An 18,534-nucleotide genomic window follows, 5' to 3' on the forward strand; every position below is an offset into this window, starting at 1 on the left:
AACCGGCCTCTCGCTATACAGAGAGGCGGGTGCTAGCGTCCCCGGACGGTTCTGTCACGGGAGGCTTTCGATGGACATGAGATGGACGATGGCACTGCTTCTGGCCGGGGCGGGCGCGGCTTGTACCACGCAGACACCGGCTGAGAAGGTCAATGAGGCGGCCATCACCTCGCCACAGGAAGACATCGACCAGGAGATCGCCGACGCCCCGGCGCCGGTCGACACGGTGGAGCAATACCCGGCCGCCCTGTTTCATGAGACGACCGGCTACTCGCTGGGCTCGTCTGCCGGCTATGTCTTCTCCGCCGATGATGAAGCGATCCTGGCGTCCACGGATGGGACCGGCATCTTCAATGCGGTGACGCTGGACGAGGCGGGGACGGTCACGCCGCTCACTCATTCTGACGATCATGCCGTCTATGCCCAATCCTTCTTCCCGGCGGATGACCGCGTGCTTGTGACCTCCGACAGCGGGGGCGATGAGATCTACCATGTCTACGTCCGCGAGACCGATGGCACGCTGACCGATCTCACGCCCGGCGAGGAGGTGCGTGCGAGCTTCATCGGCTGGCGCGATGACGGCGAAGTCTTCTATGTCGCCACGAATGAACGCGATCCCCAGACCAATGACCTCTATGCCTACAGCACGGCGGATTATTCCCGCGAGATGGTCTTCGAGAATGACGGCAAGGAGATTGCCGACGTCTCACCCGACGGGCGCTGGCTGGCACTCACAAAGGAGCGGACCAATGCCGACTCCAACATCTATCTCGTGGACTTTCTGTCGGATGACCCGGCGCCTGAGCTCATCACCGAGCATGAAGGCGACATTGCCTATGGTGTCTACGATTTTACCGCAGACAGTGAGACGCTGATCTATGCCACCAATGAATTCGGCGAGTTCAACCAAGCCTGGACGTATAATCTGGCGTCCGGCCAGGAGAACGTTCTGATCGAGGCGGACTGGGATGTGTCCTTTGTCTTCGACAGTCCGACCGGGCGCTATCTCGTCTCGGCCATCAACGCCGATGCGGTCACCGAGCTGACCATCACGGACGTTGAGACCGGCAAGGCGGTCGAACTGAAGAACATTCCGGATGGTGAGGTCGGACAGGTCCGGTTCAGCCGGGATGAGAGCGAGATTGCTTTTGGCGTGAACACCGATACCTCGCCCTTCAACCTCTACTGGGCCGACCTGGAGACGGGTGAGGCGAGCAAACTCACCAATGCGCTGCCGGACGCGATCGACGAGGACGATCTCGTGACCGCCGAGATCGTGCGCTATGAGAGTTTTGACGGGCTGGAGATCCCCGGCGTCTTCTACATGCCGCACCAGGCCTCTGCGGAGAATCCGGTCCCGGCACTGGTCTGGGTGCATGGCGGGCCCGGCGGACAGAGCACCAAGGGTTATTCCGCCATCATCCAGCACCTGGTGAACCATGGCTATGCCGTACTGGCCGCCAATAATCGCGGCTCGTCGGGTTATGGGAAAACCTTCTATCACATGGACGATCGGAACCATGGCGAGAAGGACCTGCAGGACATTGTCTGGGCACGGAAATATCTCGAAGGCGTCGAGGGCATCAATCCGGACGAAATCGGCATCATCGGTGGGTCCTATGGCGGCTTCATGGTGGCGGCCGCGCTCGCCTTCGAGCCGGAAGCCTTCGACGTCGGAATCGACATTTTCGGCGTTACCAACTGGGTGCGTACGCTACAGTCCATCCCGCCATGGTGGGGCGCCTTCCGCGATGCGCTCTACGACGAGATGGGCGATCCGGAGACCGATCTTGAGCGGCTGAAACGCATTTCGCCGCTCTTCCATGCCGAGAACATCGTGAAGCCTATGCTGGTCATCCAGGGCGCCAACGATCCGCGCGTGCTGAAGGTCGAGAGCGACGAACTGGTCGAGGCCGCGCGCGAGAATGGGGCGACGGTGGAATATGTCGTCTTCCCCGATGAGGGCCACGGCTTCCAGAAGCGCGCCAACCGGATCACCGCGTCGGAGGCCTTTGTCTCCTTTCTCGACACCTATCTGAAGGGTGAGCCGAAACAGGAGCAGGCCATGACCGGGGACGGTCCGGCTGGAGAGTAGAGGCTCTGCCACACTATCCGGCGCGGCATTTCTGCTTGCCTTGCCATCTTATCATGGCGCCTTTGACCGGCTAGGGATGCCAGGATGAGCGATCTCTTTTCCGCATCGGGCATGGCCGACGAAGCGCCGCGGCCGCTGGCAGACCGGCTGCGCCCGGCCAGTCTCTCTGAAGTCGTGGGCCAGGACCATCTTCTCGGGCCGGATGGGGCGCTCGGGCGGATGCTGAAGACCGGGCGGCTCTCCTCCATCATCTTCTGGGGCCCGCCGGGCACGGGCAAGACCACGATTGCGAGGCTGCTGGCCAAGGAGACCGATCTCGAATTCGAGGCGATCAGTGCGGTTTTCTCCGGGGTGAAGGATCTGCGCGCGGCCTTCGACCGGGCCGAGAACCGGCGCACGACCGGCAAGGGAACGCTGCTCTTTGTCGACGAGATCCATCGCTTCAACCGCGCCCAGCAGGACGGCTTCCTGCCATTCGTGGAAGCGGGCATCGTGACGCTGGTCGGCGCGACGACGGAGAATCCGAGCTTCGAGATCAATGGCGCGCTTCTCTCGCGGTGCGCGGTGCTGACGCTGAAGCGGCTGACACCGCAAGCGCTGGAGGAGCTGCTGCAACGCGCGGAAAAGCTGGAAGGCCGCAAGTTGCCGCTGGAAAACCGCGCTCGCGAGGCGCTGGTCGATATGGCCGATGGCGACGGGCGCTATATGCTGAACTTGGCCGAGCAGGCCTTTACACTGGCCGACGAGGGCCAGGCGTTGAGCGCCGAGGAGCTTTCACAGTCGTTGCAGAAGCGGGCGCCGGCCTATGACAAGGATCGCGAGGAGCATTACAACCTCATCTCCGCATTGCATAAGTCCGTGCGCGGCTCGGACCCGGATGCTGCGCTCTACTGGTTCGCGCGGATGATTACCGGCGGGGAGGACCCGCTTTATCTCGCCCGCCGGCTCGTGCGCATGGCGAGCGAGGATATCGGGCTCGCCGACCCGACCGCTCTGATGATCGCGTCAGAGGCCGCGCGCACCTATGAGCGCCTTGGCAGCCCGGAAGGTGAACTCGCGCTGGCCCATGCCGTGGTCCACATGGCGACCGCGCCGAAATCGAATGCGGTCTATGTTGCCTGGAAGGCCGCCCAGCGCGCGGCGAAAGAAACCGGCTCTCTGATGCCGCCCAAGCACATCCTCAATGCGCCGACAGCATTTATGAAGGAAGAGGGCTATGGCAAGGGCTATGCCTATGATCACGATGCCGAGGAAGGCTTTTCCGGCCAGAACTATTTCCCGGACGGCATGGACCGCCAGGCTTTCTACCAGCCCAGGGGCGAGGGCCGGGAAGGCCCGATAGCAGAGCGGCTCAAACGTTGGGCAGAGCTGCGCAAACAGCGCGGCGGGTGATCCTGTCGCAATTGCGGTTTGCCTCAGACTCTGCTCGTATCACGCGCAATGGAAATTATGGAGCCTTCCTCATGAGCTTGCGTCTCTTTTCTGCCGGTCTGCTTGCCGGTGTCTGTCTCACCGGGCTTGCCGCCTGCAATGACTATGCTGGCGAGAGCGGCAGCCAGATCATGCCGCGGGCGGAGGCGCAGGAAGTGCCGGCCAGTGGTGTGGGCGTGTCTTCCGACGTGGTGAAGCTGCATCAGGGCATGCTGGTGATGGATACCCACCTCGATACGCCGGCCTACTTCCACTCAAGTGACTACAACTTCTCGAAGCGCCAGAGCTTCGAGGAAGACGGCACGCATGTCGACCTGCCGCGCATGAAGGAAGGCGGCCTTGATGGCGGCTTCTGGGTGATCTTCACCCCGCAGGGCCCGCTGGACGAGGCATCTTATCATGCCGCTCGCAACAGCGCCCTCATGCGCCAGACGGCGATCCGCGAAATGGCGGCGAAATATTCCGACGATGTCGAACTGGCCTTTACCGCCGACGATGCCGAGCGCATTGCCGGCGAGGGCAAGCGCGTCGTTTTCCAGAGCATGGAGAACTCCTACCCGCTGGGCACCGACGTCTCCCTGCTCGAAACCTTCTATATCGGCGGGCTGCGCATGGTCGGGCCGGTCCACTTCCGCGATAACCAGTTTGCCGACAGCGCCACCGATGTCTCCGGCGAAAAGTTTGGCGGGCTGTCACCGCTCGGTGAGGAGCTGGTGAAGAAAGCCAACGAGCTGGGCATGATCCTCGATGGGTCGCACGCGGCCGACGCCACCGTCTATGACATGATCGAGCTGTCGGAGACGCCGATCATTCTGTCGCATACCGGTGTCGACGGCATTTATGACCATTACCGCAACATTCCCGACGAGCTTCTTATGGCGGTCGCCGACAGCGGCGGGGTCATCCAGATCAATGCCTATGGCGGCTATCTCGAAGCGCTTGAGCCGACCCCGGAACGCACCGAAGCGCTCGAAGAGCTCAATGCCCAGTATGGCGATCCGATCAATATGGATGAGGATGCCATGAACGCGTATCGCGAAGCCCGCGAGGCGCTGGATGCGGAATTCCCGCCGCCGCGCTCGACCTTCGAGAAATTCATGGAGCACCTTCTCTATGCACTCGACAAGGTCGGTCCCGACCATGTCGGCATGGGCGCTGACTGGGATGGCGGCGGTGGCGTCGACGGAATGAGCGACATCACCTTCCTGCCGAAGGTCACCGCAGCGCTTCTGGATGCGGGATACTCCGAAGAGGACATCGCCAAGATCTGGAGCGGCAATATGCTGCGTCTGATGCGCCAGGCCGAAGAGGCCCGGACGTCTGAGCTGAGCTCCCCGGACGTCCTCAACTAGGACCGGACAAAAAGAGAGCGGGCCCGCGAGCCCGCTCTCCAGTCTTTTATTCTGCGTACGCCCTAGCTTAGCTGTACAGCTCGCCGAGGAAATCCTTCAGGGCCGCCAGCGAACGGCGTTCGGCATCCGGATTGTAGACCGTGCCGAAGTCCGGGTCGTTGGCGTTCGGATTCGTGAAAGCGTGCATCGTGCCGCCATAGGCGTGGAGCTGCCAGTCGGCGCCGGCGGCATCCATTTCCTTGGTGAAGGCCATGACATCTTCCGGCTTGGCCATCGGATCGTCCCAGCCATGCAGGACAAGCGTCTTGACGTTGGTGGACTTGCCATCGGTATTGCCCGGTGCGCCGAGCAGGCCGTGGAAGGAGGCGACGCCCTGAACTTCCATGCTCGTGCGGGCCATGTCGAGAACGCAGAGCCCGCCGAAGCAGAAGCCGATCGCTGCCGCCTTGTCGCAGCCGGATTCGGTGCGGGCGGCTTCGAGGCTGAGCTTCAGGCGGTTCTGGAGTTCCTCGCGGTTCGAGACCAGCGGCTCGATCAGGGCCTGGCACTCTTCCTTCGTCTCGCCGCGCTTGCCCTTGCCGAAGACATCGACAGCAAAGCCGGCATAGCCCCACTCGGCCATAAGCTTGGCTTTCTCATGGTCGAACTCACCTTGTCCGCCCCAGGCGTGGACGATCACGACAACCGCTTTCGGCTTCCCCTCCGGCATGGCGAGAAAACCTTCATAGGTCTGGCCGCCAGCTTCATATTCGAGCGATTTCGTTGATATAGCCATGGGATGATATCTCCTTTGTCCTGCTGTCCACACTTAGAGGCCTGAGGGCCTGACGGCCAGCCCTTGCCGGAACCCGCAGACTGGTTTCTTGTTCTGAAACAATGAGGAAACGTCAAATCATCATCGATTGCGACCCCGGTCTGGATGACGCGGTCGCCCTTCTTGCCGCTTTTGCGGCCAGCGACATGCTTGATCTGGTGGGCATCACCACGGTCGCCGGCAATGTCCGCGCAGAGCTTACGCAGCGCAATGCCCGCATCATCAGAGAGCTTGCCGGGCGGGGCAGGGAGATTCCGGTTTGTGCCGGGGCACCAGCGCCGCTCTTGCGCGATGCGGTGACGGCAGAAGCGTTCCATGGCTCCACCGGGCTCGGCAATATTGCCTTCCCGCGCCCGCGGGTGCGCGCATCCAGGGCGCATGCGGTGAATTTCCTGATCCGTACGCTGCGGGCGGGCAAGGGCTTTCCGCTGACCCTTGTCATGACGGGGCCGATGACGAACCTCGCCCTCGCCTTGTCCATGGCACCCGATATCACCGAGGGGCTGGAGGAGATCGTGGTCATGGGCGGGGCCGACAGCGAAGGCGGTAACATCACGCCTTATGCCGAGTTCAATGTCTTTGCCGACCCGCATGCCGCGGCGGCCGTCTTCCGGTGTGGCGTGGCAATGCGTGTGCTCAATCTCGATGTCACCCATCAGATCCGCACCAGCGACGACCAGATCGCCCGGGTGAGGGCGCTTGGCAGCAAGCAGGCGGTGGCCGCGGCCGATCTGCTGGCGGCCTCCAACCGGCTTGAAGAAAGCGCCAAGGGCCGCGAGGCCCCGCTGCATGACCCTTCCACCATTCTCTGCCTGCTGCGGCCCGACCTGTTCGAAGGCCGCCAGGCGACTGTCCGTGTCGTGACGGAAGAGGGAGAGCGCTTCGGCCAGACCGTGCCGGACTATCGCGAAGACGGCCATGTGCTCTGGTACAATCAGGCCGATGCCGACGCGGTTTTCTCCGAAATGCTGGGACAGATTGCGAGGTATGGAGAATGAGCCAGCCGAAGATCATCACCGTCGGGTCAGCCAACCTCGACCTTGTTGCGGCCTGCGAACACCTACCGGCGCCGGGCGAGACGGTGACCGGGGCGCGCTTTGCGCAATACCCCGGGGGCAAGGGCGCGAACCAGGCGCTTGCCGCTCGCCGGCTCGGCGGGGAGGTCGCCATGATCGCGCGGGTTGGCAAGGATGCGAATGCGGCAGCCGCGCTGGCGCTGCTGAAGGAGGATGGCGTGGATCTGTCCCGCATTGTCGAGGATGACGGCGCGCCGACCGGCGTGGCGCTGATCTTCGTCGACAAGGCTGGCGAGAACATGATTGTCGTGGCCAGCGGAGCCAATGGCGCGCTCGGTCCGGCTGATGTCGCCGGGGCCGGGCCGGCGGATGCCGTGCTCTGCCAGCTCGAAGTGCCATTGAGCGCCATCGAGGCGGCCGCCGACATCGAGAGCGGGCTCTTCGCCATCAACCTCGCCCCGGCCATGCCGATGCCAACCGACCTGCTTGAACGCGCCGACCTGCTTATCGTGAATGAGGGCGAGGCCGAGTTCTATGGCGACGCGCTCTATCGGGGCGAGGGGCTTGTGGCCAAGACACTGGGGCGCGATGGCGCGATCCTCTATCGGGCGGGCAAGGAAGTCGCCCGTATGCCGGTCTATGCCGTGCCGGTGATCGATACCGTCGGGGCCGGAGACACCTTTTGCGGGGCGCTCGCGGTCGCGCTGGCCGAAGGTATGGAAGAGGGGGCGGCCCTGCGCTTTGCTTCCGGTGCGGCAGCCCTTGCCGTCACGAAGGAAGGCGCGCAGCCTAGCCTGCCATGGCGGAAGGATGTGGAAGCCTTCCTGGCGGACAAGGCATGAAACATGAGCCAGATCCCTTTCACGCGGAGGCGCACCGAGGCGGAACGTGAAGCCGCCATCCGCGCGGCAGTGCGAAATGTCGAGACGTTGCCCTCGACGGCACATCATGCCCGGCTCGCAGAACCTGGTGATGAAAGGGATTTTCTCACCTTCCTTCAGTATCCGGAGGTTCGCGACTGGATTTATTCCCTGCCGCGTCCGCTGACGCTGGAGACGGTGCGTGGTCTGATTGTACGGGAAATGGCGGCCCGGGAGCGGGGTGAGGGGCTGCTCTGGCTGAATTTCGACGCCGAAGGTCGTGTGTCCGGCTATTCGGAATTACGGGTCTGGCCCCAATGGGCCGCCGGCGAACTGGCCGGGGCCATGCGCCCGGACCTGCAGAACAAGGGCCAGGGCGCGGCCGGCATGATGCGGACCTTCACATGGATGTTCGAGGCCCTCGACCTCGATCTGATCTGCAATACGACCGCGCTCGATAATGTCCGTATCCAGGCGCTCTTTAGGAAGACAGGCTTCGTCCACAAAGGCGATATCGAAAGCGAGCGGCCTGATGGCACGCGCCGCGCCTCGCAGGTCTGGGAGGTGACACGTGACACCTGGTTCGCGAAGCTGGGCGAGGGAGGGTGAGCGCTTGAAGCGTGGCGGGGCTAGGCCTTCACCAGCCCGATCTCGCGCAAGCGCTCCATCAGATAGTCCTGCGCAGTGATGGGGGGCTGCTGCTTGCCGCCTTCCTCAAGGCATTGCGGCAGCTGCTCGATCAGGAAGTCCTGATTGAAGTGCAGGAAGAAAGGCGTTGAATAACGCGGGAATTTTGCCCGCTCCGGCTCCGGATTGACGACGCGGTGTGTGGTCGAAGGCAGCACGCCGCCGGTCAAGCGGTCCAGCATGTCGCCGCAATTGATGACGAGGGCGTCGGGTGGCGGATTGACGGCCAGCCACTGGCCGGAGCGGTGCAGCACTTCGAGCCCGGCTTCCTCGGCCCCCAGAAGCAGGGTGATGACATTGATGTCTTCATGAGCGGCCGCACGGACCGTGCCTTTCGGCGGCGGGTTCTCTTGCGGCGGATAGTGCAGCAGGCGCAGGATGGAATTGCCCATCTCGACCTTGTCGTCGAACCAGTCCTCCGGCAGCTGGAGGTGCAGGGCGACGGCGCGCAGGAGATCCCGGCCGAAGGTGTCCAGCTCCTCGAAGAAGGCATAGGTCGCCTGGTCGAAGTCCGGCACCTCGACCACCGAAGGTGTCTCCTTCATCGTCTCGCGATACTTGGACTCTTCCGGCAGCTTGCGCCCGGTATGCCAGAATTCCTTCAGGTCGGCCTGGGCCTGCCCCTTGGCGTTTTCCGTGCCGAATGGGGTATAGCCGCGCTGGCGCCCGCCTTCGGCATCGTGATAGCGCTCCTTCACATCGCCGGGCAGCTTGAAGAACTGTTTCGCCGCGCCATTGGCGCGCGCAATCGTGACATCGTCGACCGGGTGGCCGGTGATGACGGCAAAGCCAGTCTCGCGGAAGGAGCGGCCAAGCTTGTCGGCGAAGGCCTGCTTGTCGGTCTTCCAGAGGGAATAGGGAATCGGGTCGAAAAGATCAGTCATCGGGGCGTCTGCCTTGCTTCCGCATGATATGGAGCCATGGCGGGATATAGGCGCCTGCTCAACGGGATTTGAATAGCCGATATCAGCCAGCACTGTTAGGCGTCATTGTGGATCATACCTAATCCCATGGGAAGGACATGCAGATGGATCGCGAGACCGTCCGGGAATATTATGGCGAAACCCTCGGCGGGACGGAGGATCTGAAGACCTCCGCCTGCTGTTCCACGGTGCGCCCGCCGGACCCGGTGCTGAAGGCGCTCGACGCGGTCCATCCCAATGTGAAGGCGCGCTTCTATGGCTGCGGGGTTGTCGTGCCGGAGGCTGATATGACCGGCTGGCATGTCGTGGATCTCGGTAGCGGCTCTGGCCAGGACGTTTATGTGCTTGCCCAGCTGGTCGGCGAGGGCGGCTCCGTGACCGGGGTCGACATGACCCCGCAGCAGCTGGACGTCGCTCGCGCTCATGAAGACTGGCATCGTGAGCGCTTTAATTATGCGCGCTCGAATGTGCGTTTTCTCGACGGTTTCGTCGATGAGCTGGAAACGCTGGCAATCGAGCCGGCGAGCATCGACCTCGTCGTGTCGAACTGCGTGATCAATCTCGTGGCCGACAAGGCAAAGGTGTTTGCCGGTGTGGCGTCCATCCTGAAACCGGGCGGGCGTTTCCTGTTTTCGGATGTGTTTGCGGACAAGGCGGTCCCGGCCGACGTTGCCGCCGATCCGGTGGTGCGTGGGGAATGCCTTGGCGGGGCGATGACGCTCGAGCAGTTCGAAACACTGCGCGAGGCCGCCGATTTCGTGGCGTCGGCGTGGCGCGAAGTACGCCCGCTAAGTGTCGATGATCCGGATATTGCCGCCAAGCTGGCCGGGCACAGCTTCGAAAGCCGGACCGTAGAACTCATGAAGCGTTAGAATTCGTCATCCGGCCCGCGCAGCATGCGATGCACCGGCCACTCGGCAAAAGCGAGATAAAAGAAGGAGGCGATGTTCACGATGGGTACGAACATGAGCAGTGACCATGCGCCCCGGAAGCCCGCCTTCTCCCAGACCCGCCACCAGGCGAGAACGAAGACGCCGATAACGGCGAGATAAAAAATGAGCACGGTCAGATAGGCGATGATCATGGCGAATGGCCTCCTGGCAGGGGTCGGGCATGTGATCTTTACCCTATAGGGCGCGGGCGTACGCCGCAAAGGTCGGGCGTCTGGAAACCATGAGGCAGGCCCTGTTCACCCAAAAACACTCCTTCCTTAATGTCAGCCTACATATTGTTAAGACACAGAGGGTTTTTGGCCTTTTCCGTTAACCATCCGGCAAAGCTCTGAGGGCACCCTTCTCCCTGTCACCGAGGCGTGACGTGATGGTTTCAGACACCCGGCAAATGGCCGCCAGGAAGAGCGCCAGCCGGGGTCGGGTGAAGGAGAAGACATATGCCATATTCAGAGATGGCCATGGACGTTGCCCCGGAAACGGGGATCGGTCCGAATGCAAGCGGCGAAGAGCTTTATCGTGTCGGTCTTGCTTATTCGACAGGTGTTGGTGTGAATGCCGACATGGTTGCGGCGCACAAGTGGTTTAACCTTGCCGTGCTCAAGGGCTCGGAAGATGCCAGGGAATACCGTCAGCAGATCGCCGACATGCTCTCCAGCGAAGAGATCAAGCAGGCCCTGCGTTCGGCGCGTGACTGGCTGAACCTGATGAATTGATCCGAGGGCGGATGGGGCAGACGTCAGTATCCGCTTACCGCCCGCGAATGTCGCCGGATATATCGTAATAGAGCGAGAACTGGACCGGCAGGGCCGCGCGGAACCATTGCTGCATGAGGAGGTTCTCCTCGGCAATCGCCGAACGCGGCACATAGACAACGTCAAAGCGCCGGAGTGGGGTCCATTCCGACAGGCGCGGATCGTTGATGCCTTTCTTGATATCGAAGACCGCAGTCACGATCTCGCCACCGGGCATGCGCCGCATCAGCGCGACCTGGCGTGGCTGGGCCTGGTCAGTGAAACCGCCGGCCATGATGATCGCCTGCAGCGGGTCGATCTGGCCGGGCAATGGCATGAGGCCCGGGCTCTGTACCTCTCCGCCGACGAAGATCTGCTGGCTGTCGAACCCGGTCGGGATGACGTCGATATCCGGATCCTTGAGTTCGCTCCCATAGGCCTGGATGAGATTCTCGCGCAGCTCGCCGGCCGAGCGCGCCGAGGCCTGGACCGCGCCGACATAAGGCAGGCTGATCGAGCCATCGGGCGCAATCCGTGTTTCGCGGTCAAGCTCGGGGGCGGTGTGGAAGATGACCTGTAGCGTATCGCCCGGCGCGAGCAGGTAGGAGGCGTCCTGGCCATCCTCATGGCGCCACTCTGCGGCGGCAAAATATTCGCTCGGCTGCGGGTCGACGCTGGCCTGGCAGGCGCCAAGCAGGAGGATGAGCAGCATGGAAATGGAGAGCGCGCGAGTCATGTCCGCTTTATGGTCCACTGGCAGTGAGGTCTGGTCTGGACTGTTACCTCGCGCAGGCTCGCGGTTAATGTTTAAGGAATTATCAAGCCAGCTGGGGCAAGGCTGGGCTTAACCATGAAAAGCAACAGGGGCAGGCATGGCAGCGACAGGTGACTGGGGACCGGCGGGGGCCTCCCATGCCGACACCGGACCTGTCCGGCACCGTCCGCGTCTCGGCGCGGTCGAGATCGTGCTGCAGCTATGGCGCGCGAAGTTCCTGATATTGCTGGTTTTCCTGCCGATCTTCCTGCTCGGCTTGCTGGCCGCCTTTCGCATGCCGACAGAATATGAGGCGACCTCGCGGCTCTATGTCCGTCTGGGCGAGGAGAGCGTCTATCGCCCGAAGGTGGGCGATGAGGGCGCCGGCGCGACCCCGGAGCAGGAGCAGCTGATCCTTGCCGAGCTGGAGATCCTTCGCAGCCCGGTTGTCGCCGAACGCGCCCTGCAGCATTTCCCGGTCTCGCGCGTGTTTCCCGACCTTGCCAAGGCGATGGATGAGGAAATGGCCGAAGCCCCCACGAATGAGCATGAAGCGATTGCCGAGGAAACCTTCCAGAAGGCAGTGGGCGCGCTGCGCAAGAAGTTCGAGGCCGGCACCGCGCCGAAGACGCCGGTTATCGGCACATCGCTCAAGCATGAAGACCCGGCACTGGCCGCAGAGCTGCTCAACGCCATGATCGGGGCTTATCTGCAATATCGTGCCCAGGTTCTGGACGGTGGCGGCTCGGACACGCTACGCGACCAGCGCAAGAAGTTCGAGGCACAGCTCCTTGAGGTCGAGGGCCATGTTCGCGCCTTTCTCCAGGAGAACAATATCGGCGATTTCGAGACCGAACGTCAGACCGCCCAGCAGCTCTATTCGACGATTTCCGGCGAGCTGCTCACCAACCAGTCGCGTGCCAGTGCAGTGCAGGGGCAGCTCGACATCTACAACCGGCAGCTTGCGAACATGGAGCCGCAGCAGGATCTCTATGTCGAGGACAGCTCGGCCCAGCGGCTGCAGGAGCTGCGCATGGAGCGCGAGGATCTCTTGTCGCGCTACACCGAGGATTCCCGGGCCGTGCAGGCCATCGACACGCGGATCGAGAAGCTGGAAGACTATCTCAATTCCCGCGAGGGCCTTTCCGGCACGACGCGGCGTGGGCCGAACCCGGTCTATCAGCAGGTCGAGCAGGCCGCTTCCAACCTTGAAGCCGAGGCCCAGTCGCTCGCCTTGCAGGAAGCCGAGTTGAAGCGCCAGCTCGAGGCTGTCGAGACTCGGCTTGACCGGCTCAACGATCTGGCGCCGCAATGGCAGGCCCTCCAGCGGCGCAAGTCGCTCATGGAGGCCAATGTCGAGAACTTCTCGGTGCGCGAGACTGAGGAGCGCGCCTTGTCCGAGATTTCCGACACCGCTGCCGAAAGCGTGCGCGTCCTCGAGCCGGCCCGCCCGCCGATCGAAGGCTCCAGCCTGAAACTGCCGGTGGCCGCGCTGGCCTTCCTATTTGCCGCCTTCACCGCGTTTCTGGCCGGCCTGCTGCGGGCACTGACGCGGGAAGGCTTTCCGACGGCGCGCTCGGTGGAGCGCACGACAGGGCTTCCGGTGATCGGCTCGATTGGCACGGCTTGAGGCCGCAAGGCTGCCTGTCTATTCGATAACGATCCGGTCAGGCTCGTGCCGCGAGATCGAAAGCCCGGTTCCCTTGATGGCGGTGGTAATGGCCTGGCGCGGACTCATCTCGCCCTTGATGGAGGTGGGCTCGCGGCTTCCGGCGCTTTCCAGGTTTTCGATCTCGATGAAGCAGCCGGTCCCGTGAGCGATCTGCTGTGCCGCCGTGTCGAGGCGGTCGAAATCGATGTCATAGGTCAGCATCTTGTCGCACTGGCCGCCAAGATCCGGGGCGGAGGCCGGCTGGGTGGCGGCGGTCTCTGTTGAGCACGCAACAAGGGCGCTGGCGCCGGCGAAAACGGTCAGGGCGAGTCTGAACAGCATGAATACTATACTCCATTGAAACTGGTATGAGCCTGTTTCCTGTCACGCCACTATGACGAAGCTTGGGCAGGGAGAGGGCACTCCAGCGGCGCTTGCCCGGCAAAGGGGCCTGGTCAGCATGACGGCTGGTTAAGAAAAGCATTAACCACAAGCATGATAGCCCGAATCCGCAATAGAAGATGGGCCGATGCGAGATCTTCGTGACCAGATGGACAGCGTATGGCGCGCTGCGTCCCGCCTCACCGCGGAGCGCGGCGGGCGCTGTGTCATGTTCATCTCTGCGCGCGAAGGCGAAGGCGCGTCGAGCCTGGCCGCCTCCTTTGCACTGTTGGCTGCGCGCCGCTCGGAAAAGGCCGCCTGGCTTATCGATCTCGATCTGAGGAATAACCGCGCCTTCGAGGCGTTCGAGAAGGGCTTTGCCCGCGGGGCTGGAAAGCCGGGCCGGGCCTATGATGCCTCCTTGCGCACCGATCCGATCTATACGCTCTCGCCTGGCGCCGTGCCAGGCAAGGGGAAGGGCGCGGCCAGCAAGCTGCTCGCTGTCCACGAGATAGAGAAAACACGCCTGCTTGTGACCCGTTTCCGCAATGAATTGCTGGCCCGGGGTCAGCGTGTGCAGTTGCGCACACAGCCCGGCTGGTGGCAGTCGGTGCGCCGTGCGGCTGACTGGATCGTGGTCGATGCACCCGCGCTCGCGACCTCGCCGGCAGGCCTTGCTATGGCAGGCCAGATGGATGGTGTCATCCTGGTTGTCGAAGCCGATTCGACCGGAGCCGACGAAGTGATCGCCCTGGCCCGCGAAGTCGAGTCGCATGGCGGCAAGGTGGCCGGAGTTGTCTTGAACAGGATGAGGGCCGATGCCCGCTTCGCTGACCGTCTCGCAGGATAGGCCGCCGCTCGCGACGCTTGCGCGGATCATGGAGTTGGCGGCTGTCTTTGCCTGCCTGGTGCTGTTCACCGAAGGCTTGCTGCCGCGCCTGTTCGCGAGCGAAGAGAACCCGGACAGCGCCTTCCTGCGGCTGTTGTGGCTGCCGGTCTATGGGCTGGTTGGCCTGGGCTGTCTCTTCAAATTCCGCGCTGTCCTGCATGCGACCATGCGGCTGCCGTTTCTCATGCTCATCCTCGCCCTGGCTTGTCTGTCCTGGCTGTGGTCGATCGATCCGGCCGTGACCGAGCGGCGCGCCATCGCGATTGCGGCGACGACGGCCGCCGGCCTGTTCCTGGCGGTACGCTATGACTGGCGCACCTTGCTGCGCATGCTGGGTGCGGTCTGGCTGTTTCTCGGCGTCATCTCCTTTGCGGCGGGCATTGTCGTGCCCGCTTTTGCGGTCATGGACGATATTCATGTCGGTGCCTGGCGGGGGCTCTGGTGGGAAAAGAATGCCATGGGCGGGCATATGGCGCGGGCCGCTTTTCTGATGGCGTTCCTGGCCCTGATGGATCGGCCCTGGCGGCTGATCTGGGCGGGCGGTATCGTGCTATGTACGGCGCTCGTCGTGCTGTCGACATCGAAGACCGCGCTGCTCGGCCTGCTCACCGGCTTTGCCGTTCTGGGCGCGGCGGTATGGATGCGCCGAGGCATCGTCTCGACGCTCTCCCTGATCTGGCTTGGTGCCATCCTTACCGGGGTGATCGGCCTCGTCCTGATCGTGAATCCGGCCTTGTTCTTCGAGGTGCTGGGGCGGGATGCGACGCTGACGGGGCGGACCGATATCTGGACTGCGCTCTTCGATGCGATCGGCGCGCGCCCCTGGTTCGGCTATGGCTATGCCGCTTTCTGGGGCGCGGATTCGCAGCCGGCCTATATGGTGCGCCTGGCGACGGAGTGGGCGGTGCCGACCGCGCACAATGGCTGGATCGAGACCGCACTCAGCATCGGCCTGGTGGGGCTGGTCGGGTTGGCCCTGAACTTCCTTTTGATGATCGCCCGCTCGGCCTGGTTGGCCGTGACCGACTGGACGGGCATCTATGCGCTGGGCATGTGCGCCCAGTTCCTGCTGTTCAGCATCTCCGAAAGCATCGCGCTTCAGCAGAACACGATTGTCTGGGTCACTTATGTGGCGATTGCCGCCAAGGTCGCCGTGACCGTGCGGGAGAAAACACTGGCTTCGCGCCGGATGCCGGCGCCGGGCAGCGTCTCAGCGATTGGCCGCAAGCGCTTTGCCCGGCCGGTTCGGCGCCCGGGGCTCGTCCGCACTCGCTGAAGGCGCAGGCGTCGTCTGGCTAACGGTTGCCGTGCCGTAGAAGCGCATCGGCTTCCAGAACAATACCTTGCCGAGCCCGCGCACAGCCTTGTCGAGCTGGAAGGCGCGGCGCGGATGGCGCGTGAGCCAGAGACCGAGCCAGGCCGTGCCATGAACGGCGAACTTCGCCGCACCAATCCCCATCCACATGACAAGGCTGCCATAGCGCGGCGGATCGGCCCGCAGGGCGAGCGTGCAGGGCCCCTGGCCATAAGCGAGCGCCCGGCGCAGCGTATAGGCCAGCGTGATGCGCTGGGGCAGCGGATGTTCGTTCACCGGAGCGCGGGCCGCCCAGGCGAAGGTGCCGCCGGCCTTTTTAATCCGCGCGAAGAGCAGGTCGTCTTCGCCGCCGACCTCGTTCATGGAGGTGTCGAACCAGGGCTTGCCGCCGGGGATCTGGCGCGTGTCCAGCAGGGAGTTGCCGCAGCCGAAGGGCTTGTCGATCAGCCCGGAGTCGAGGCCCGGATCGCGCGCGAAGAACGCTTCGAAATAGGCGCGGTGCGTGGTCACCGTATCGGGCAGGGCGGTAAGGACCGGCCCGAAGGTGACGGCTGCACCGTATTGCTTATAGGCCTCCATCAGCCCTTCCAGCCAGTGGATCGGGGCGGTCTGGTCATCGTCCAGAAAAGCCGCAAGCGGGGTCTTCAGTGCGTCCATGGCTGCATTGCGGGCATTGGCGACGCCAGGATGCGGGGCATGGAGATAGGACAGATGGATCGTCTCTGGCGCATTGGCTTCCAGCGCATCGAACGCGATACGGGCGGTGGCTTCGCGCGAATTGTCGACGACCAGAACGTTGAAGCCTGTGCGCCGCGCCCCCTGCCAGAACAGGCTTTCCACCGCGCGATGCAGGCTGTCCGGCCGGTTGAAGGTCGGAATGATGACGGTCACGTCCTTTGAGGTCATGACATGGTATTACCCTGAATGGCGGCGAGGGCCATAGAGGGCGTAACCATTTCTGCACCTGTGTCGCGTGCAAGCCGCACCAGCCGGCGCAGTTTGTCCGGGGCGACGCCCCAGGCGCTGTGCTTCTCGCGCACATCATGGGTAAAGATGAAGATCCAGGCCGGGTGGCGCGCAGCGTGTTCGATGGCCGCGGCGGCACGCTCGATATTGGCGTCGTTCTCGTCGAGCTCATAGGCCGATAGCTGCATCAGGTCCGCGCCCTTGCGGTTGGTCCCGGCGAGAACGCCGCGGACAGCGTGAAAGCGCTCGGTCAGCTTGGGCTTGAGCCTCGTGCGCGTCTCGCCATAGGGCCAGGCAAACTGGGTGACGGGCAGGTCGTGGCCCATCGCGTCGAGATTGGTGAGGTTCTGGCGAATATCGGCCAGCACCTTTTCGTCGCTGGCACGGGCACAGTCGAGATGGCTTTCGGTGTGCGCGCCGATTTCGTGACCGGCCAGGCGCAGGACCGTCAGGTCTTCGGCATCGAAGAGACGGCCCATCTGATTGGAGGTCCCGGCCATGCCGGTACAGGCATAGAAGCAGCCTTTTGCGTCCACTTCATCGAGAATCTCTGCGCCGGTATCGGCGGCCGATTTCGGAAAATCGTCGAAAGTGAAACAGACATAGCTGCGTTTCGGCTGCACTCTCAGCGGTTCGGCCACCGACCAGCGGGTCAGACGCCGGCGGACCTTGGCGCCGAGCGAACGGTCGGGCTGATAGGCGGTCATCGTCATGACTGTCATCTAGAGATCCTCCGAGTAACGAAGGGCACGGTAGAATTTCAGGGCGAGCAGGCGCTGATTGTCGGGAATCCAGGTCTGGCGGGTGCTCCAGCGGGCAAGGCTTGTCAGCGTCTTGCGGGCCGGCAGGGCCTTGAACCGTCTGGCATGGCGCCACAGTCGCATCGAGCGCAGGGCCTCCGGGTGGCGCCCGACAAGCCGGGCGAAGTTGGCGCCGGAATTGCCAAACTTGTCCAGAAGGGTCTCGGTGTCGTCGAGGCCGAGATGGGTGGCGGTATTGTCGATATGGATGACAGGATAGCGGTCTGCGACGCGCAGGCCCCAGTCGACATCCTCCCAGCCCCAGCCCTTGAAGCCGTCATCGAAGGCCACGGCTTTGAGAATGACCTTGTGGACAAGGACATTGGACGTGAAGATAAAGCGGCCCGGCGCCTTGGCGCGCTGGTCAGCCGACAGGCATTCCGACCGTGCCGACTGGGCCGCATGCAGGGCCGTCTCACGGGTTGGGCGCACTTGCTGCAGCGAGAAACCGCCTGCGATCAGCGCGGGGCCGTCGGTCTTGTGTAGCGCATCCACATAGCGCGTCAGGAAGTCTTCACGGTCCGGGCGCATGTCGGCATCGAGGAAGAGCAGCCAGTCTGTCTCCGCCATGGCGACCAACCGGTTGCGGGCATGGGCGCGCCCCTTGTTCATCGAGGCTGTAATCAACCGTGCCGGGCCGGGAAAGCCCATGACATGACAGGCGAGCCGGCGAGTTGTGGCTTCGTCGCCAGACCCGTCATCATAAAGGATCAGCGTTGCCCGGGCAGCTTCGGCCATGCGGGCCAGCGTCACGATCAGCGGATCCGCGCTTTCCCTGTAGCAGGGCACGCAAACTGTCAGCGTGGCTTCGCCGGAGACACCGTTGGACAGCATGGCCTCGCCCTCGTCGGTGCGGCCGACAAGGCCGGTCAGATTGTCCGGCTGGCTCAGGGGAAGGGTATCCGGCATGCCTGGC

Annotated in this window: 19 protein-coding genes; 11 read left to right on the forward strand and 8 right to left on the reverse strand. The window is 63.3% G+C overall.

Annotation, left to right across the window (positions count from 1 at the left end; genetic code table 11):
- Positions 1-88 precede the first annotated feature (88 nt).
- The 3 genes from B8784_RS15710 (at position 89) to B8784_RS15720 (ending at position 4,878) form a co-directional block, all read left to right on the forward strand.
- Positions 89-2,095, forward strand: coding sequence for a S9 family peptidase (locus B8784_RS15710; RefSeq protein ID WP_233356188.1), 2,007 nt, complete (start codon positions 89-91; stop codon positions 2,093-2,095).
- Positions 2,096-2,179: 84 nt separating this feature from the next.
- Positions 2,180-3,487, forward strand: coding sequence for a replication-associated recombination protein A (locus B8784_RS15715; protein WP_084398855.1), 1,308 nt, complete (start codon positions 2,180-2,182; stop codon positions 3,485-3,487).
- A gap of 71 nt (positions 3,488-3,558) precedes the next feature.
- Positions 3,559-4,878: a dipeptidase gene (locus B8784_RS15720; RefSeq protein WP_084398925.1), complete on the forward strand. Its 1,320-nt coding sequence runs from the start codon at positions 3,559-3,561 to the stop codon at positions 4,876-4,878.
- A gap of 67 nt (positions 4,879-4,945) precedes the next feature.
- On the opposite strand, the gene B8784_RS15725 is transcribed toward B8784_RS15720, so the two are convergent.
- Positions 4,946-5,653: a dienelactone hydrolase family protein gene (locus B8784_RS15725; RefSeq protein WP_084398856.1), complete on the reverse strand. Its 708-nt coding sequence runs from the start codon at positions 5,651-5,653 to the stop codon at positions 4,946-4,948.
- 101 nt (positions 5,654-5,754) lie between these two features.
- On the opposite strand from B8784_RS15725, the gene B8784_RS15730 reads away from it, so the two are divergent.
- From B8784_RS15730 to B8784_RS15740, 3 genes are read left to right on the forward strand one after another with little or no spacing between them, the layout of a single operon-like run.
- Positions 5,755-6,690, forward strand: a complete 936-nt coding sequence (locus tag B8784_RS15730) for a nucleoside hydrolase (protein WP_084398857.1) — start codon at positions 5,755-5,757, stop codon at positions 6,688-6,690.
- Positions 6,687-7,550 carry a ribokinase gene (locus B8784_RS15735; RefSeq protein ID WP_084398858.1) on the forward strand — a complete coding sequence of 288 codons (864 nt, stop codon included), beginning with the start codon at positions 6,687-6,689 and terminating at the stop codon, positions 7,548-7,550. Before B8784_RS15730 ends, B8784_RS15735 begins: the two co-directional genes overlap by 4 nt.
- Positions 7,551-7,553: 3 nt before the next feature.
- The gene (locus B8784_RS15740) at positions 7,554-8,177 is read left to right on the forward strand and encodes a GNAT family N-acetyltransferase (RefSeq protein WP_084398859.1); all 624 of its coding nucleotides are present in this window, start codon (positions 7,554-7,556) and stop codon (positions 8,175-8,177) included.
- Positions 8,178-8,197: 20 nt separating this feature from the next.
- On the opposite strand, the gene B8784_RS15745 is transcribed toward B8784_RS15740, so the two are convergent.
- Positions 8,198-9,139, reverse strand: a complete 942-nt coding sequence (locus B8784_RS15745) for an isopenicillin N synthase family dioxygenase (RefSeq protein ID WP_084398860.1) — start codon at positions 9,137-9,139, stop codon at positions 8,198-8,200.
- A 143-nt stretch (positions 9,140-9,282) separates the two neighbouring features.
- On the opposite strand from B8784_RS15745, the gene B8784_RS15750 reads away from it, so the two are divergent.
- A complete protein-coding gene (locus B8784_RS15750; protein ID WP_158085707.1) occupies positions 9,283-10,050 on the forward strand; it encodes a methyltransferase domain-containing protein in 768 nt (255 codons plus the stop codon).
- Here B8784_RS15750 and B8784_RS15755 read toward each other — a convergent pair.
- Complete coding sequence (locus tag B8784_RS15755; RefSeq protein ID WP_084398862.1) at positions 10,047-10,262, reverse strand: hypothetical protein; 216 nt, start codon at positions 10,260-10,262, stop codon at positions 10,047-10,049. The genes B8784_RS15750 and B8784_RS15755 overlap by 4 nt on opposite strands.
- 306 nt (positions 10,263-10,568) lie before the next feature.
- Between B8784_RS15755 and B8784_RS15760 the strand changes: the two genes are divergently transcribed.
- On the forward strand, positions 10,569-10,844 hold the full coding sequence (locus tag B8784_RS15760; RefSeq protein WP_084398863.1) for an SEL1-like repeat protein: 276 nt from the start codon (positions 10,569-10,571) through the stop codon (positions 10,842-10,844).
- Between the two features lie 34 nt (positions 10,845-10,878).
- Here B8784_RS15760 and B8784_RS15765 read toward each other — a convergent pair whose 3' ends face one another.
- A complete protein-coding gene (locus B8784_RS15765) occupies positions 10,879-11,598 on the reverse strand; it encodes a polysaccharide biosynthesis/export family protein (RefSeq protein WP_084398864.1) in 720 nt (239 codons plus the stop codon).
- Positions 11,599-11,734: 136 nt separating this feature from the next.
- Between B8784_RS15765 and B8784_RS15770 the strand changes: the two genes are divergently transcribed.
- The gene (locus tag B8784_RS15770) at positions 11,735-13,246 is read left to right on the forward strand and encodes a GumC family protein (protein WP_084398865.1); all 1,512 of its coding nucleotides are present in this window, start codon (positions 11,735-11,737) and stop codon (positions 13,244-13,246) included.
- An 18-nt stretch (positions 13,247-13,264) separates the two neighbouring features.
- On the opposite strand, the gene B8784_RS15775 is transcribed toward B8784_RS15770, so the two are convergent.
- Positions 13,265-13,609 carry a hypothetical protein gene (locus tag B8784_RS15775; protein WP_084398866.1) on the reverse strand — a complete coding sequence of 115 codons (345 nt, stop codon included), beginning with the start codon at positions 13,607-13,609 and terminating at the stop codon, positions 13,265-13,267.
- A gap of 187 nt (positions 13,610-13,796) precedes the next feature.
- On the opposite strand from B8784_RS15775, the gene B8784_RS15780 reads away from it, so the two are divergent.
- Together B8784_RS15780 and B8784_RS15785 are read left to right on the forward strand one after the other, a co-directional pair.
- Positions 13,797-14,498, forward strand: coding sequence for a P-loop NTPase family protein (locus tag B8784_RS15780; protein ID WP_084398867.1), 702 nt, complete (start codon positions 13,797-13,799; stop codon positions 14,496-14,498).
- The gene (locus B8784_RS15785) at positions 14,467-15,813 is read left to right on the forward strand and encodes an O-antigen ligase family protein (RefSeq protein WP_084398868.1); all 1,347 of its coding nucleotides are present in this window, start codon (positions 14,467-14,469) and stop codon (positions 15,811-15,813) included. Before B8784_RS15780 ends, B8784_RS15785 begins: the two co-directional genes overlap by 32 nt.
- Here the strand turns inward: B8784_RS15785 and B8784_RS15790 are convergent.
- From B8784_RS15790 to B8784_RS15800, 3 genes are read right to left on the reverse strand one after another with little or no spacing between them, the layout of a single operon-like run.
- Positions 15,748-16,758, reverse strand: a complete 1,011-nt coding sequence (locus tag B8784_RS15790; protein WP_084398869.1) for a glycosyltransferase family A protein — start codon at positions 16,756-16,758, stop codon at positions 15,748-15,750. The genes B8784_RS15785 and B8784_RS15790 overlap by 66 nt on opposite strands.
- On the reverse strand, positions 16,755-17,540 hold the full coding sequence (locus tag B8784_RS15795; RefSeq protein ID WP_084398870.1) for a polysaccharide deacetylase family protein: 786 nt from the start codon (positions 17,538-17,540) through the stop codon (positions 16,755-16,757). Before B8784_RS15795 ends, B8784_RS15790 begins: the two co-directional genes overlap by 4 nt.
- Positions 17,541-18,527, reverse strand: a complete 987-nt coding sequence (locus B8784_RS15800; RefSeq protein ID WP_084398871.1) for a glycosyltransferase family 2 protein — start codon at positions 18,525-18,527, stop codon at positions 17,541-17,543. It abuts the gene before it with no gap.
- Positions 18,528-18,534: the final 7 nt, after the last annotated feature.

Source organism: Henriciella aquimarina, from assembly GCF_002088975.1.
Lineage (GTDB): Bacteria > Pseudomonadota > Alphaproteobacteria > Caulobacterales > Hyphomonadaceae > Henriciella > Henriciella aquimarina.